This window comes from Streptomyces sp. NBC_01003 (assembly GCF_045162695.1).
Taxonomy (GTDB): Bacteria; Actinomycetota; Actinomycetes; order Streptomycetales; family Streptomycetaceae; genus Streptomyces.
Genome location: NZ_CP108707.1, coordinates 672,038 through 686,420 on the forward strand (window position 1 = coordinate 672,038; position 14,383 = coordinate 686,420).

Sequence of the window (14,383 nt, forward strand, 5' to 3'; positions counted from 1 at the left end):
AGGATGCGGTCGAGCACACTGACGGCCAGGACGACGATGCCTATGCCGGCCAGGATGGCGGCGACGACGTGCAGCCCGGAGTCGGCGACGTCGTCGCGGACGACGATGCCGGTGTCGCCGTCTGCGCCGTCCTGTGTGCCCTCGCCCTCGTCGCCGCGCTCCTCATCAAGGAGGTCCCCAGGCGCGGCAAGCCGATTGCCCCGGCGCCGGACGCTCCCAAGCCCGCCGCCGAGCCGGCCTCCGTCGCCGGACCCTCACCCCCTAGAACGCCCGCTCACCTGACGGATCCGTACGGAGATGGGCTGCGCCCGAGCGCACCGCCCATACGAAGACCGCGAGCGCCAGGACCCCGACCACGACGGAGTCGTACGGGGCCGGCAGATGTCCGGAGCCTCCGAACGTGCCAAGCCATGACAGCAGGGTCAGCGCCGCCAGATGGAAGACGATCCAGGCCCCCTGACGCAGTTCCTCGCGTACGGGGCGTCCCGCCGTCCGGCGCCGTTGCAGCAGGTACAGGGGGACTCCGGCCAGGACCAGGGGCAGGGCGAGCCGCAGGTGTTCCCAGCCGGACCAGTAGACGAACTCGGTGGACACGGCGAAGCTGACCGGCGCGATCCAGCGCACGCCCGGCACCTGACCGTCCGCGAGGGGCACACCGCGCTCGCGGTCGTGAGCCCGGAAGGACGCGACGGCGACCGCCGAGGCCGCGTAGATCAGGAGGTACATGTCCCCCATCACGCTCACGATGTCCTGCCAGCCGCCGAACGGCAGCATGAACAGGATGATGACGACGAGGTTGAGGACCAGGGCGCGGCGCGCGATGCCGGACCGGGGGTCGATACGCATGAAGAACCGGGGCACCAGGCCGTTCTTCGCGAGGGCGTACGTGTGGCGGGCGTCGATGGCGACGCCCACGTAGGCCGAACCGCCCGGGGAGACGACCGCGTCGACGTAGAGCAGGGTCGCCAGCCAGTGCAGGTTGAGCACCAGGGCGAGCTGGCCGAACGGGGAATCGAAGTTGACGCCCTGCCAGCCGTGCGCGAGGAGTGAGTCGGGCACCGTGTACAGGAAAGCGAGTTGAAGCCCGAGGTAGACCAGCACCGCGAGGGCGATGCCGGTGAGCACGGCTGCGGGGACGTTGCGGCGCGGATTGCGGGCTTCGCCGGAGAAGTCCAGGGGGGCCTGGAAGCCGTTCACGGAGTACACGATGCCGCCGCCGGCGAGTGCGGCCAGGCACGCGGCGTAGCCGTACGGGGCGAAGCCGCCGTGGTCGGTGAGGCGGCCCGAGTGGGTACCGGACAGGAAGAGCGCGACGATCGTGACCACGGGGACGACGACCTTGAACACCGACACGAGGTTGTTCAAGCGGGCGAACATCCGTACCGCGAACCAGTTCAGCGCGGTGAGCAGCACACTGAGCGCGGAGGCGACGCCCAGGCCCGACGCGGTGAGCTTGCCGCCTTCGTAGAGCCCGGGCACGTAGTGGGCGGCGTATTGCATGATCGCGCTGATCTCGGCGGCGGTGCCGCCCACGGAGAGCAGCACGGACCAGCCGACGACCGTGCCGACCAGGCGGCCGCTCGCGTACAGCGGCCACCGGACGGTGCCGCCGCCCTCCGGCCTGGTGGCGCCGAGTTCGACCATGACCAGGGCCACCAGCGCGCAGAGCGCGCCGGCCACGATCCAGGACAGCAGTGCGGCGGGGCCGGCGGTCTGGGCGGCGTACAGGGCGGCGAACAGCCAGCCCGAGCCGAGGATGTTGGAGAAGCCGATCGCGGTCAGGCCCCAGAAACCGAGATCCTTGCGGAGCCGGTTCTCCTCGGCGCGGGCGTCCGCATCGCCCACAGTCCCCGCCGGCTGATACTGCGCCACGTGGCCAACCTCCCAGACGATCACAGACCCAGGGGGCTCAGCGTGCCATGCGGCGCCTCACCGTCGAAGGAGCTCTGCCGTGCTCAGCCGCCGCTCTTGCGTCGGAACGACTTCTGGCTCGAAGCCGGACCGTGCGCGCCACGGATCTTCGACCCGGTCTTCGCGGCGCCGCCTGCGGTGTCCGCCTGCATGCCGCGCTTACGGTCGAGCGCCTCGCGGAACTTGCGCTTCAGGTCGTACTGGCCCTCCTCGTCGGGCGCCAGCCCTTCCGTCTCGGGCGCCGGCTTTTCCGTCTCGGCCTCGGTCGGCTCCGAACCTTCCTGCGATGCAGACTCTGCAGCCATGGTGACCTCCTGGGTTCGGGCAATGGGAAGGACAGCTTGTCATGCTCGTCAGTACTCGTGTGCCCGCGCCCGGTAGCTCCGGTCGTCGCCAGTGGACGGTCATGTCGGTGCGACGAGTGCGTCGATGACTCTACTGAAGGCGGTCCGGTCGGGGGCGGAACGGCCGAGCGAGGCGGCCTGCTCGGCTGTCGTCGCGGCCGCCGTGTCGACGAGGCAGGACGTGGTCCGCAGCAGCGCTGCCGATCCGGCCGGATCGGCGCGGATCCCCGACGGGGTCAGGTCCAGATTGCGCATCGCGTCGAGCGCGGCGGCCAGCAGGTGTGCGCCGACCCCGTAGGCGTTGCCGGCCGTGGCGGTGCGGGCCAGTGCGGCGAACCGGGCCCGGGCGGCGGCGGCCGGTGCAGGGGTGAGCAGGGCGTCGAGGCGCTTCCACTCGGCCGCCATGGGTCCGGCGAGCCGGCCGGACAGGCGCTCGTACGCCTCAGCGGTCGCTTCGAAGCGCCTTTTCATCGCGGTCAGTTCGGCCGGTTCGATGCCGTCGGCCATGAAGGGCACGCCGGTGGTCGCCGCGGTCGTACCGTCGCTGAGGTGCACCTTCAGGGTGTTGGCGTCCCTCTGCAGGCTGACGGCGTGTTCGAGCTTGAGCAGGGAGTGGTGCCGCTCGTGCTCCCCGTGTGCGCGCGCGACCGCCGGCATGGCCTTCAGCTGCGCGTGCTCAGGTAGTTCGTCGGTCACGTCTGTGTCTCCGTGCCGGGCGATCTGTGTGGCGCAGGCTATGGATGATCCGGCGTCAACTCCCCCTGAACAACGAGCTGTTCGAAATATCGACCGTTACCGGCCGGGCATCGGCGCGATGGATTCCGGTCGTCTCCCGTTCTCTGAACGTCAAGCATCCGTCCCCGCCTGCGTCGTATGCCGTCCCTAAGGTCCTCGGAGGTTTCCAGGGAAGGCACTCATGGACGAAAGCCTCGCCATACGGGCTCGCGGGATCACCAAGTGTTTCGGCGACGTCATCGCACTCGACGACATCGATCTGGATGTGGCGCCGGGGCAGATCCACGGCCTGGTCGGACCGAACGGCGCCGGGAAGACGACGCTGCTCGGGCTCCTGCTGGGCCTGGCCGTCGCCGACGACGGCAGACTGGACATCCTGGGTTCGCCCATCGGGCGGGCGCTCGCCGCTCCCGAGGGCGTCGCCGGCTTCGTGGACGGTCCCGGTCTCTACCCCTCGCTCACCGCCAGGCAGAACCTGGCCGCGCTGGCCGCCCTGCGCGGCGTCGACGCACAGGCGTCGGGGATCGGCGACGTACTCGAACAGGTCGGGCTCACCGATGTCGCCGACGACCGTGCCCGCGGCTTCTCCCTCGGCATGCGTCAGCGGCTCGGGCTCGCCGCGGCCCTGCTCACCAAGCCCCGGCTGCTCGTGCTCGACGAGCCGTCCAACGGACTCGACCCGGCAGGGAAGAAGCACGTACACGGTGTCCTGGCCCGGCTCGCGACGGAGGGCACCAGCGTCGTGCTGTCGAGCCACCGCATGGACGACCTCGAGGCGCTGTGCTCGGAGGTCACCATCCTCGCCACCGGACGGATCGTCTTCTCCGGCCCGCTGAGCAAGCTGGCCGCCGAGAACGGCGAGCTCGATTACCGGCTGCTGACCTCCGACCCGCAGGCCGCGCGCCGCCTTGCGGCCGACACCTCTGGGATCCGCGTCGTCGACAACGCCGTGGGACGACACGACACCGAAGCACTCGTCGTGCGCGCGCCGGTGCCCGCCCTCGACGAACTGGTGGTGCGGCTCGTGCACGCGGACATCGCGCTGCGCGAGCTCGCGCCCGTGGTGTCGCCGCTCGAAGCGGCGTTTCTCGCCCTCACCGAGCAGCAGGAGAACAGCAGATGACCGCAACCATCGCCGCCGGCCCCGCCGCCGCTGCCGCCGCCCGTGTCTCGGTGGCGCGCGGCTACCGCTTCGAGCTCGTCAAGCTCGTCTCGCAATGGCGGATCCGCCTGCTGGTCCTCGCCTGCTGGATCGCGCCGGCGCTCTTCGTCGCGGCGGTGAGCCAGCAGAGCTCGCTCCCCGTCGACACGCTCTTCGGTCGCTGGATGCACGCCACGGGATGGGCCGGATCGCTGGTGGTGCTCGGTTTCTCGGGTACCTGGGCGCTCCCGCTGCTGACTTCGGTGGTCGCCGGTGACGTGTTCGCCTCCGAGGACCGGCTGGGCACCTGGCGCCATCTGCTCGTGGCGGTCCGCTCGCCCCGGCGGATCTTCGCGGCGAAGGCACTGGCCAGCCTCACCGTCATCCTGCTGCTCGTCGCCGGGCTGGCCTGTTCCAGCGCGGCCGGCGGGGTCGTGGCGGTCGGCAACCAGCCGCTGGTCGGTCTCGACGGCCACCTCTTGTCGCCGGGAGACGCGGCCGTCCAGGTCCTGCTCGCCTGGGTCTGCGTACTCGCCCCGACCCTGGCCTTCGCCGCGATCGGACTGCTCGGTTCCGTCGCGCTCGGGCGCTCCCCGATGGGGCTCCTGCTGCCCATGCTCGTCGCGCTCACGATGCAGCTCGCCCAGATGCTGCCGCTCCCCGTCGCCGTGCGCCTGGCCCTGCCCAGCTACGCCTTCATCGCCTGGAACGGTCTGTTCACCGGCCCGGCACAGCTCGGTCCGCTCCTCATTGGCATCGTTGTCAGCCTGTTGTGGGCGGTGACCGCGACGGCGCTGGCCCATGTCCTTTTCCTGAGGCGCGACTTCACCAACCTGACCCACGACGGCTCGGGGCGCCGCGCCATCACGGTCGGAGCCCTGCCCCTCGTCGGGCTCCTCGTCCTGACGGCCGTCGTCGTCGCCCCGGCGACCTCGGCCACGGGCTCCGGGATCGAGCAGGACAAGGTGCAGCGCTCGGTCGCCACGGCATTCGCCCATCTCTACCGCCTGCAGACCGAGCAGCTCAACCGCCCCGACGTCACCGAAGCGCAGCTCAAGGCGAGCGCGGCGTGCACCAAGGGCAGCACCAGGGTCGCGGCCGAAGGGCCGGGCAACGACTGGCGCTGCGTCGTCTCCTGGCATCTCCCCGACGTCGAGGCCACCGGGTCGGCCATCTACCAGCTCGACGTCACCGCTGACGGGCGGTTCATGGCCGACGGCGATGGACCGAAGGAAGTGAACGGCTACTTCCTGGTGCGGACCCCGACCGGGGACGGACCGAACCCGCTCTGGCAGTTCGACGGCAATGTCGAGCTGCTCCCTACCTCGAAGGGATAAGTCCATGCAGGTGACACGCCGTCGCAGGCGTACCGCGAAGGGCCGTTCCGGCCTTCTCGGCAGACGCATCGGCCGTCGGATACCCCTGGCCACGGCCGGCATCTCGGCTCTCGCCCTGGCCGCCGCCGGCACCGCTTTCGCCCAGACGCACCAGTTCGGCACCGACCAGGTCGGCCAGAGCACGCGTCAGGGCCAGGTCATCTCCAGTGATCAGTACATCGCCCCGTACGGCGACCGTCTCGTCGTCAACAACGGCAAGATCATGTCGTCCTCGGTCAGCCCGGACGGCACTCACCTCGCGGCCTCGATCACCGACGGCGGGATGGCCCTTTCCATCGTCGACCTCAAGAGCTGGAAGGTGCAGCAGCTCGTCGGCAACTCCGCGTCGGCCGATCTGCGTATCAGCGGCAACGACGTGGGCCAGGAAGGCCCCACGTACTCGCCCGACGGTTCGCAGCTGTGGCTGGGCCAGATCGACGGCTACACCAAGTTCACCGTCAACGCGGACGGCAGCGTCGCCAACCCGACCTCCGTGAAGATCCCGGCGGACGGGCCCAAGCACGCGCTGGTGGGCGAGCCCGTGTTCTCGTCCGACGGCTCCACCGTGTACTCGGCGGTCAACGGCCAGAACCGCGTCGTCGCCATCGACGCGGCGACCGGCGCCATCGAGCAGAGCTGGTCCGTGGGCAACGCCCCGCGTGACATGGCCGAGGTCGGCACCAAGCTCTATGTCAGCAACGAGGGCGGGCGTCCCGCGAAGCCCGGCGACACCACGATCAACTCCTACAACACCCAGGTGCCCGCCGACCCGGTGACCGCCTCCACCACCACCGGCACGGTCAGCGTCATCGACCTGGCGAACCCGGATACGGCCGTATCGAGCATCAACGTCGGTCTGCACCCGACCGCGCTGTACGCCAAGAAGAACGCGCTGTTCGTCACCAACACCGCCACCAACGACGTGTCGGTCATCGACACCACCAAGAACAAGGTCGTGCAGACCGTCGCCACCCAGCCGTGGCCGGAGTCGTCGGTCGGCTACGAGCCCGACGCGGTGACGCTCACCGACGACGGCCACCTGCTGGTGACCCTCGGCCGCGCCAACGCGGTCGCCGTCTACCGGTACACGACCCCGCAGGAGCCGGTCAGTTACGTGGGTCTGCTCCCGACGGACTACTTCCCCGCCGAGATCGCCACCGTCGGCAAGCAGGTGGTCGTCTCCAACACGCGTGGAATCGACGCCCGCCGCCCCACCACCAGCGCCGGGCACGCCACCCACGACACGACGTCGAGCGTGCAGCGGTTCACCCTGCCGAACGACCGCGTCATCAAGTCCCAGACGGCCAAGGTCTTCCGGCAGAACGGCTGGACCCGCGGCTCGGTGACGCTCACCCACGGCAATGGCAAGAAGAAGCCGAAGCCGGTGCCGGTCCCGGAGCGGCTCGGCGACCCCTCGACGATCAAGCACGTCTTCCTGATCGTCAAGGAGAACCGGACCTACGACCAGGTTCTCGGCGACGTCCCGGAGGGCAATGGCGACCCGTCGCTGGCGCAGTTCGGCGAGAACGTGACGCCGAACCAGCACGCCCTGGCCAAGCAGTTCGGCCTGTACGACAACACGTACGACATCGGTACGAACTCCGCCGAGGGCCACAACTGGCTGATGCAGGCCGACGACCCGGAGTACACCGAGTCCTCGGCCGGTGAGTACGCACGCAGTTACGACACCGAGGACGACGCGCTCGGTCACCAGCGGACCGGCTTCATCTGGACCGGTGCCCAGGCTGCCGGGAAGTCCGTACGGGACTTCGGCGAGTTCCAGCAGTTCCTCACCAAGCCGGCGGACGCGAGCTGGCAGAACCTGTACTGCGACTCCAAGAACATGGGCGCGACCGGTCAGGACACCGCCTACCCCCTGGTGTCCTCCTCGCCCATCCCGTCCCTCAACTCCGTTTCGGTGCACGGGTTCCCGAAGTTCGACACGAGCGTCCCGGACATCTACCGGTCCGAGATCTGGAAGCGTGACTTCGAGAAGAACGGGCCGGCCAACCTGAACATGTTCTGGCTGTCCAGCGACCACACCGGCGGTCCGGCGAACGCCGCCGCCCAGGTCGCGGACAACGACCTGGCGGTCGGCAGGATGGTCGACGAGATCTCGCACAGCAAGTACTGGAAGGACTCGGCGATCTTCGTCGTCGAGGACGACTCCCAGGCCGGCCTCGACCACGTCGACGGCCACCGCGCCCCGATCCAGATCATCAGCCCCTGGGCCAGGCACGGGGTCGTCGACAGCCACTACTACTCGCAGATCACGATGATCCGCACCATCGAGCAGATCCTCGGGGTCCACCCGATGAACCAGAAGGACAGCGCGGCCAGCCCGATGCGTGGAGCGTTCAGCCAGAAGGCGGACCTCACGCCCTTCAGGACGCTGCCCAACCGGACCTCGCTCACCGGCGGTCTGAAGACCCCGCCCTCCTGCGGCCTGGACACCCCTGCGCCGCAGAACCCCAATGCCGCGGCGGCGCCGTCGGCGAAGGTGCCGGCGGACAAGCAGAAGCTCGCGGCGCAGTGGGACGCCTGGAAGTCGCAGCAGCGGCTGACCGGGCGCGACGCCAAGCCCGACTTCGCGAACCCCGCGCAGATGAACCACTTCACGTGGTACGAGACGCACGAGTGGTCGAAGCCGTACCCCGGCGAGAACAAGATCTTCGCCCCGAAGGACGTGCCGGGCGCCTACATCCCGTCACCGGAATCCGACGGCTGACGAAGTCAGAGCGCGGATCCCAGGTCGCAGATCCGAGAAGAGGGGCCCCTGCCCGGCATCGATGCCGGGCAGGGGCCCCTCTTGCCAACTCGGGCCCGTTCAGCCCGAGCGCCGCTGCCGAAGCGTCAATCCCGCGTAGACCAAGGCGCCCAGGGACATCCCGACGACTGCGGACAGGTCGGCGCCGCCGAGGGCGGCTGCGACCGGGCCGGTGTAGATGGCCGTGTTGGCGCACAGGAGCGCCGCCCCGACGCCGATGGCCATCGCGGCGGCTCCGGCGGGACTCACTCCGTGCCGGTACCAGAAGCGGCTGTGAGGGGTCTGGTCCTGCAACGCGACTCCGTCGTAGCGGTTGCGGCGCAGGAAGATGTCCACGGCGTAGATCGCGAACCCAGGGCCGAGGAACGCGACGGAGAGTTCCAGGCCGCTGTTCATGGTGTCGAGGAAGTCGGACACGAACAGGGAGTAGAAGGTGAGGCCGAGCGCGATGGAGGCGTCGAAGATGACGGTGAACGCGCGGCTCCAGGGGATTCCACCGGACTGAAGGGCCAGGCCGCCGCTGTATGCGGTGAGTACGTTGTTCGTGATCGAGCCGAAGATGACGACCAGCAGGAAGACCGGATAGAACCAGCCGGGCACGACCGCCTTCAGTGACGTCTGCGCGTCGGTCATGTCCACCGCCGTGCCGGCCAGGACGCCGAGTCCGCTGAGCAGGACGGCCGGCACGAATCCGCCGACGGCCGTCCACCAGCACACCGCCTTGCGGGAGGTGTCGGCGGGCAGATAGCGGGCGTAGTCCGCGCTGCTGCTCCAGGACAGGGGGCCGCCTGCCATGATCGTGAATCCCGAGGCGAGGATCACCCACAGCTCGTGGCCGTGGACCGCGGTGGCAGCAGGTGTCCGGTAGCCCCAGTCCGTGTGGCGCAGCACGTAGTACGCCAGGACCAGGACGCAGGCGGTCAGCGCCCACGTGAACCAGATGCTGCACCGCATGATGGTGGCGTGCCCGTACACGCTGATGGAGAACGTCACGACAGCGGTGACCAGCACGATCGCCACCTTGACCGGGGTGTTCGCGTGGATGCCCAAGTGCTCGACCAGTGCGAATCCGGCGAGGGATCCCAGGGCCAGGCTGATCGCCTCGTAGGCCACTGCGACGGTCCACCCGAGCGTCACGTTGAGGAATCTGTTGCCTCGGACACCGAACATCGCCCGCGTCACCACCCAGCTCGGCGTTCCGGAGCTGGGGCCGCTGATCGCGAGGTACCCCACGCCCGCCCAGAGGAGGTTGCCGGCCACGATCACCGCGAAGGACTGCCAGATGTCGAGGCCGAGCAGCACCATCGCGCCGCCCAGCACGATGTACAGGTAGCTCATGTTGGAGGCCGCCCACACCGTGAACAGGGACCGTGGCCGACCATGGCGATCGGAGTCCGGGATGTGGTCGACACCGTGGGTCTCCACATGACCGGTGCGGTCGGTGACCGGCTCGCCCCGCTCGGGCCCCTCGCTGGTGCCGCCAGTTGCCCTCAACGCCATCCTGACCTCCGGAAACCCGCTATTGGGATACGCACCAGTTGCTTGTTGGGGTGGGCGTCAATAGCATCCCAGGTCATGCCGTCGACCTCACGGACCGGACGACGCCGCTTGCCCGCCGGCGAGCGGCGCGCGGAGACATTGCGGGCCGCCGGCGTGATCGCCGTGAGCGAGGGCCTGGACAGGCTGACGGCGAAACGGGTCGCCCAGGCCGTGGGCGTCGTACCGGGCCTGGTGGACTATCACTTCAAGTCCGCCGACGAACTCATCGCCGCGGCCTTCAGCCACGCCGCGACCGCCGACAACGACGCGGTCTTCGAGCAAGCGGAGCGTCTGGACCATCCGGTGGACCGGGTACGGCAGTTGATGCAGGCGTGGCTGCACGAGGACCGCGACCCCGTCAGCCTGTTGTGGCTCGACGCCCGGCAGGCGAGCCGGCGCCGCCCGGCGCTGCTCGCGGCGGTCACTCGCCGGATGAACGCCGCCCGGGACCGGCTGGAGGCACACATCGAGGCCGGGGTCGCGCGAGGCTGCTTCCGCGTCGAAAACGCCGGTTACGCGGCGATGCACATCCTCGTCCTCATCGACGGCCTCAGCCCGCAGGCCGCCATGCGCACACAGATCGACCACGCCGAAGTGCGCGAGCTGATAACCGCCACGACGGAACGCATCCTCGGGCTCGACGAAGGTGTCCTCGCCTGGGCGCAGGACCACGACGGGACCGACACATAGCCGGGCGAACCGACACGGCGACCGGACGACGAACCGCGCACGGACCCGGCGTTCACACCAACGGGCCCTCGATCAAGGACACATGATGGCAACCCGTCCGGCACTGCCCGTGGTCCAGGACTGGTTCGGGGTCACTGCGATCGACAGCGCGCTCACGCTGATCGACGAACCTCATGTCCATGAACTGCTCGACGCCAACACCTGGCCGGTCCGAGGCCGCGACCGCGATCTCCTGGTCGACCGCGGTCCAGGAGTGGGTGACCTGCCGTCGCTCCTCTGGGTGCGGCCCACGAGTTCGCCGATTGCTGGACACACCCACTGGAGGCCGTGCACCGGAACTCGGGTCGCTGCTCGGCTCGACATGGGCCGCTGGAGGCGGCCTGCATGACTTCGACCTGCCTCCGCTGCTCATCTCCACGGTCCCGCACGCAGGCTACGACCCGTCGAGCTACGAACTGCGCCCCGCACGCGTCACGCGTCAGCTCCACGACGGTGGTCGCATCGATCTCGGCGACCGCGCGCCGACCGTGCTGCATCTGCCGGGCCACAGTCCGGGCAGCATCGCCCTCTTCGACGAATCCGACGGGACTCTGTTCAGCGGCGACGTCGTGTACGACGACGTACTCCTCGACGAGCTGCCAGATCATCGATGACTACCTCGCTTCGGCCGAGGCACGGGCCGCAGGCGGCTCGTAGTAGCCGGGTTCCGCCGGGAGACCTAGGGCCTTCGCGGGATCAGCGAGTGATCGCTTGCCCGCTAGGCTCCGCGCACCACCTGTCAGTTGACAAGAAGTCCTCACCGATCAGGAGTTGACACGATGCCGGCCAACGCCGCGGCTCATGTACGCATCGCCCGTCCGTCGCGTGACCTTGAAGCGGCGGAACTCTTCTGGGTCACGGGACTCGGCCTCGATGTCCTCTACCGGCACGCGTCGGACGGCACGCCTGACGACCACTCACTTCTCATGGCCGGCTGGCCGGATGCGGCCTGGCACCTGGAACTCGTCAACGATCCCGCCGCACCCGTGGAGCCGCGGCCGACCGCCGAGGATCTACTGGTGATCTACCTCGGCGAACCGGTCCCGGACTCCCTCGTGGAACGCCTCGAACAGCACGGCGGCAAGCGGGTCCCGGCGCACAACCCGTACTGGGACACGTGGGGTGTGACGATCCAGGACCCGGACGGCTACATGCTGGTGCTGTCCACCCGCAACTGGTCCAACTCCTAGCGCCCGCGTCCGGTCAGGCGAGGACGGACAGGAGCAGGGCCATCCCGAGACCCATCACACTGACCAGCGTCTGCACGACGGTCTGTGTCTTGCCGGCCTGGGTGAGGTCCATGCCGAAGGACTCCTTGACCAGCCAGAACCCGGCGTGGTTGACGTAGTTGAGGCCCAGGGAGCCGGCGCCGATCGCGACCACCAGGAGCGAGGCCTCGAGCCCACCACCCGTGCCTATCAGCGGGGCGACGATGCCGGTGGCCGAGACGATGCCGACGGTGGCCGAACCGGTGGTCAGGGACAGGAGCAGGGCGATCAGCCAGCCCAGCACGATCACGTTGAGGTGGGCCCCCTCGGCTGCGGAGGCGATGGCGTCACCGATGCCGGAGTCCTGAAGCACCTGCTTGAACGCGCCGCCGCCACCGATGATGAGCAGGATCGCGGCGATGGACTTGAGGCTGTCCGTCAGGGAGGAGCGGGTCGCCTCGCTGGAGCGGCCACCACGTACGAGGGTCACACCGAGCGCGAACAGGAATCCGGCGAGCATCGCCACCAGCGGTTCACCGACGAACGTGAGCGCCGCACGCACGGTGCTGGACTCGTCGAGCACGGTTTCGGCGAGGGTGCGCAGCAGCATCAGGGCGACGGGTATGAGAACCGAGGTGACGGCCAGTCCCGTGGGCACACCGGCGCGCTGCAGAGTGTCGGTGTCCGTCCCCTCGGCCGGGCCGGTGGAAGAAGCGTTGGTGGTGGTGTCGACTGCGTCGTTCCGGTCGGCTCCGGTGAACTGGGCCACGAGCACGGGGTCGGGCCGTACGTCGGCAAGGCGGGGCGCGATCCAGCGGGCGTACACAGGGCCGGCCAGGATGACGGTCGGGATCGAGCAGATGATGCCGACGCCGAGGGTCAGGCCGAGGTCCGCGTGCAGGCCTGTCATGGCGGTCAGCGGTCCGGGGTGGGGCGGCACCATGCCGTGCAGGGTGGACAGCGCGGCGATGGCGGGCACGCCGAGCAGCACGTACGGAGAACCCTTCGTCGCGCCGTCGTCCTCCAGGCGGCGGGCGATGCTGAAGATCAGCGGCAGCAGCACGATGAGGCCGACCTCGAAGAACATCGGAATGCCGATGACGAATGCCGCGGCCGCGACGAGCCAGGGGAGCCTGCGGTTGCTGGAGCGGTCGACGATGGCGTGGGCGATGGCGTCGGTGGCGCCGGAGTCGGAGAGGAGGCGGCCGAGCATGGCTCCGAGGGCCAGTGTGAGGCCGATGTCACCGAGCGTGCCGCCCGCTCCCTCCTCGATGGACCCGGTCAGTTTCGCCACGGGTTCGCCGGCGGCGAGCCCGGTGCCGATGGTCACCACTATGAGGGCGATGAACGGGTGGACGCGGAGCCGGGAGTTGATCAAGTAGATCAGCAGCCCGATCGCCACGGTGAGGACGAGCAACAGATACCAGGTGTGTGAAGTCATACGGGAGGGGGTGCCTTTCGGGATCTGGCCGTGGTCGGGCCGGGGGAAAACGGGCATGGCTCGGCGAGCCCGCGCGCACGGGGGCTGGACCGTCCCGGTCATGGGTGGGTGGGGTTACGTCGGGCAGCTGCCCGTGGTGAAGGCCTTCGGTATCGAAGGGAGCCGTCGGTGGACGACCGCCTGGTCACTCCCGTCCGAGGGAGGCGGCGAGATCGGCGACGAGCTTGTCCTGCTGGGTGAGGTAGGCCGCGAACGTGTCGCCGGTGGCGAACGCGTCGGTCCAGCCGTGCCGGTCGAGCTCGGCCTGCCACCGCGCGGACCGGTGCAGATCGGTCAACGCATCGACCCAGCGCTTCCTGTCGGCGTCACTGATGCCGGGCGGGGCGACGATGCCCCGCCAGTTGCTGAAGACCAGGTCGATGCCCGACGACTTGAGCGTCGGGACCCCGGCCAGGGGCTCGACCGGATGCTCGCCGGTGACGGCGAGGACACGCAGCTGGCCGCTGTCGATCTGGTCGAGGAACTCACCCAGGCCGCTGGTGGCGAAGTCGACCTCACCGTCGAGCAGGGCCGGCAGCAAGTCGCCGCCACCGCCGCCGTAGCCGACGTAGTCGACCTTCTTGGGGTCGATGCCGACTGTCTTCGCCAGCTCCATGGGCAGCAGGTAATCCGGCCCACCGGGGGATGATCCGCCACCGACGGCGAGGCGTTCAGGGGCCTTTCGCCACGCGGTGATGAGGTCGCCGACCGTTCTGTACGGCGAGTCCTTGCGGACGACGACCGCGCCTGCCTCCTCGATGAGACGGGCGATCGGTGTGGTCCGGGCGACCGTCACCTTCGCCTTCGCCTCATGCGACGCACCCACGACGCCGAGGCCCATCTGGAGCGCGAGCTCTCCGTTGCCTCGTTCGTCGACGATGCGCTGCAGTCCGACCGTGCCGCCCGCGCCGGGAAGGTTGAACACCTGCACATCCGGCGCGATGTGCGTCTCGTCCATGACGCGGGCCGCGGTCCGTGCCGTGGTGTCGTAGCCGCCACCGGGTGTGTTGGGCACCATGATCCGCAGATCACGGTCCGACTGGGCCTGCCCGCCCGGAAACACCCCACATGCGCTGACGGTGAGAAGTGTCAGTGCGGCGACGGTGCCGAGAAAGGCACGTGCGGGACCTCTCATGGCACCTCGCTTTCGATT

Annotated in this window: 12 protein-coding genes; 6 read left to right on the plus strand and 6 right to left on the minus strand. The window is 69.2% G+C overall.

Going from position 1 to position 14,383, the window contains the following annotated elements:
• Positions 1–261: 261 nt before the first annotated feature.
• From OG698_RS03245 to OG698_RS03255, 3 genes are all read right to left on the minus strand, one after another.
• On the minus strand, positions 262–1,872 hold the full coding sequence (locus tag OG698_RS03245) for an APC family permease (protein WP_406101286.1): 1,611 nt from the start codon (positions 1,870–1,872) through the stop codon (positions 262–264).
• Between the two features lie 83 nt (positions 1,873–1,955).
• Positions 1,956–2,216: a DUF5302 domain-containing protein gene (locus tag OG698_RS03250; RefSeq protein WP_399976860.1), complete on the minus strand. Its 261-nt coding sequence runs from the start codon at positions 2,214–2,216 to the stop codon at positions 1,956–1,958.
• Between the two features lie 99 nt (positions 2,217–2,315).
• Complete coding sequence (locus OG698_RS03255) at positions 2,316–2,951, minus strand: hypothetical protein (protein ID WP_406101287.1); 636 nt, start codon at positions 2,949–2,951, stop codon at positions 2,316–2,318.
• A gap of 220 nt (positions 2,952–3,171) precedes the next feature.
• On the opposite strand from OG698_RS03255, the gene OG698_RS03260 reads away from it, so the two are divergent.
• From OG698_RS03260 to OG698_RS03270, 3 genes are read left to right on the plus strand one after another with little or no spacing between them, the layout of a single operon-like run.
• Positions 3,172–4,113 (plus strand): ABC transporter ATP-binding protein, encoded by a 942-nt coding sequence (locus OG698_RS03260; RefSeq protein WP_406101289.1) that lies wholly within the window; start codon positions 3,172–3,174, stop codon positions 4,111–4,113.
• Positions 4,110–5,468, plus strand: a complete 1,359-nt coding sequence (locus OG698_RS03265) for an ABC transporter permease (protein WP_406101291.1) — start codon at positions 4,110–4,112, stop codon at positions 5,466–5,468. Before OG698_RS03260 ends, OG698_RS03265 begins: the two co-directional genes overlap by 4 nt.
• A 4-nt stretch (positions 5,469–5,472) precedes the next feature.
• Complete coding sequence (locus tag OG698_RS03270; protein ID WP_406101293.1) at positions 5,473–8,235, plus strand: alkaline phosphatase family protein; 2,763 nt, start codon at positions 5,473–5,475, stop codon at positions 8,233–8,235.
• Between the two features lie 99 nt (positions 8,236–8,334).
• Here OG698_RS03270 and OG698_RS03275 read toward each other — a convergent pair whose 3' ends face one another.
• The gene (locus tag OG698_RS03275) at positions 8,335–9,774 is read right to left on the minus strand and encodes a purine-cytosine permease family protein (RefSeq protein ID WP_406101294.1); all 1,440 of its coding nucleotides are present in this window, start codon (positions 9,772–9,774) and stop codon (positions 8,335–8,337) included.
• Between the two features lie 75 nt (positions 9,775–9,849).
• Here OG698_RS03275 and OG698_RS03280 point away from each other — a divergent pair, with 75 nt between their 5' ends.
• The 3 genes from OG698_RS03280 (at position 9,850) to OG698_RS03290 (ending at position 11,732) form a co-directional block, all read left to right on the plus strand.
• The gene (locus tag OG698_RS03280; RefSeq protein WP_406101295.1) at positions 9,850–10,503 is read left to right on the plus strand and encodes a TetR/AcrR family transcriptional regulator; all 654 of its coding nucleotides are present in this window, start codon (positions 9,850–9,852) and stop codon (positions 10,501–10,503) included.
• Positions 10,504–10,805: 302 nt separating this feature from the next.
• Entirely contained in the window at positions 10,806–11,156 is a 351-nt protein-coding gene (locus OG698_RS03285; RefSeq protein WP_406101296.1) for an MBL fold metallo-hydrolase, read from the plus strand.
• Positions 11,157–11,321: 165 nt separating this feature from the next.
• Positions 11,322–11,732 carry a VOC family protein gene (locus tag OG698_RS03290; RefSeq protein WP_406101297.1) on the plus strand — a complete coding sequence of 137 codons (411 nt, stop codon included), beginning with the start codon at positions 11,322–11,324 and terminating at the stop codon, positions 11,730–11,732.
• Positions 11,733–11,745: 13 nt separating this feature from the next.
• Here the strand turns inward: OG698_RS03290 and OG698_RS03295 are convergent, their stop codons facing one another.
• On the minus strand, positions 11,746–13,191 hold the full coding sequence (locus OG698_RS03295; RefSeq protein WP_406101298.1) for a GntP family permease: 1,446 nt from the start codon (positions 13,189–13,191) through the stop codon (positions 11,746–11,748).
• A 184-nt stretch (positions 13,192–13,375) separates the two neighbouring features.
• On the minus strand, positions 13,376–14,365 hold the full coding sequence (locus OG698_RS03300; RefSeq protein WP_406101299.1) for a Bug family tripartite tricarboxylate transporter substrate binding protein: 990 nt from the start codon (positions 14,363–14,365) through the stop codon (positions 13,376–13,378).
• Between the last annotated feature and the right edge of the window lie 18 nt (positions 14,366–14,383).

Bases quoted from the DNA above. Each gene is read 5' to 3' on its own strand.
- OG698_RS03300 (WP_406101299.1), bottom strand. From the start codon at position 14,365: ATGAGAGGTCCCGCACGTGCCTTTCTCGGCACCGTCGCCGCACTGACA.
- OG698_RS03290 (WP_406101297.1), top strand. From the start codon at position 11,322: ATGCCGGCCAACGCCGCGGCTCATGTACGCATCGCCCGTCCGTCGCGT.
- OG698_RS03295 (WP_406101298.1), bottom strand. From the start codon at position 13,191: ATGACTTCACACACCTGGTATCTGTTGCTCGTCCTCACCGTGGCGATC.
- OG698_RS03265 (WP_406101291.1), top strand. From the start codon at position 4,110: ATGACCGCAACCATCGCCGCCGGCCCCGCCGCCGCTGCCGCCGCCCGT.
- OG698_RS03260 (WP_406101289.1), top strand. From the start codon at position 3,172: ATGGACGAAAGCCTCGCCATACGGGCTCGCGGGATCACCAAGTGTTTC.
- OG698_RS03250 (WP_399976860.1), bottom strand. From the start codon at position 2,216: ATGGCTGCAGAGTCTGCATCGCAGGAAGGTTCGGAGCCGACCGAGGCC.
- OG698_RS03270 (WP_406101293.1), top strand. From the start codon at position 5,473: ATGCAGGTGACACGCCGTCGCAGGCGTACCGCGAAGGGCCGTTCCGGC.
- OG698_RS03275 (WP_406101294.1), bottom strand. From the start codon at position 9,774: ATGGCGTTGAGGGCAACTGGCGGCACCAGCGAGGGGCCCGAGCGGGGC.
- OG698_RS03280 (WP_406101295.1), top strand. From the start codon at position 9,850: ATGCCGTCGACCTCACGGACCGGACGACGCCGCTTGCCCGCCGGCGAG.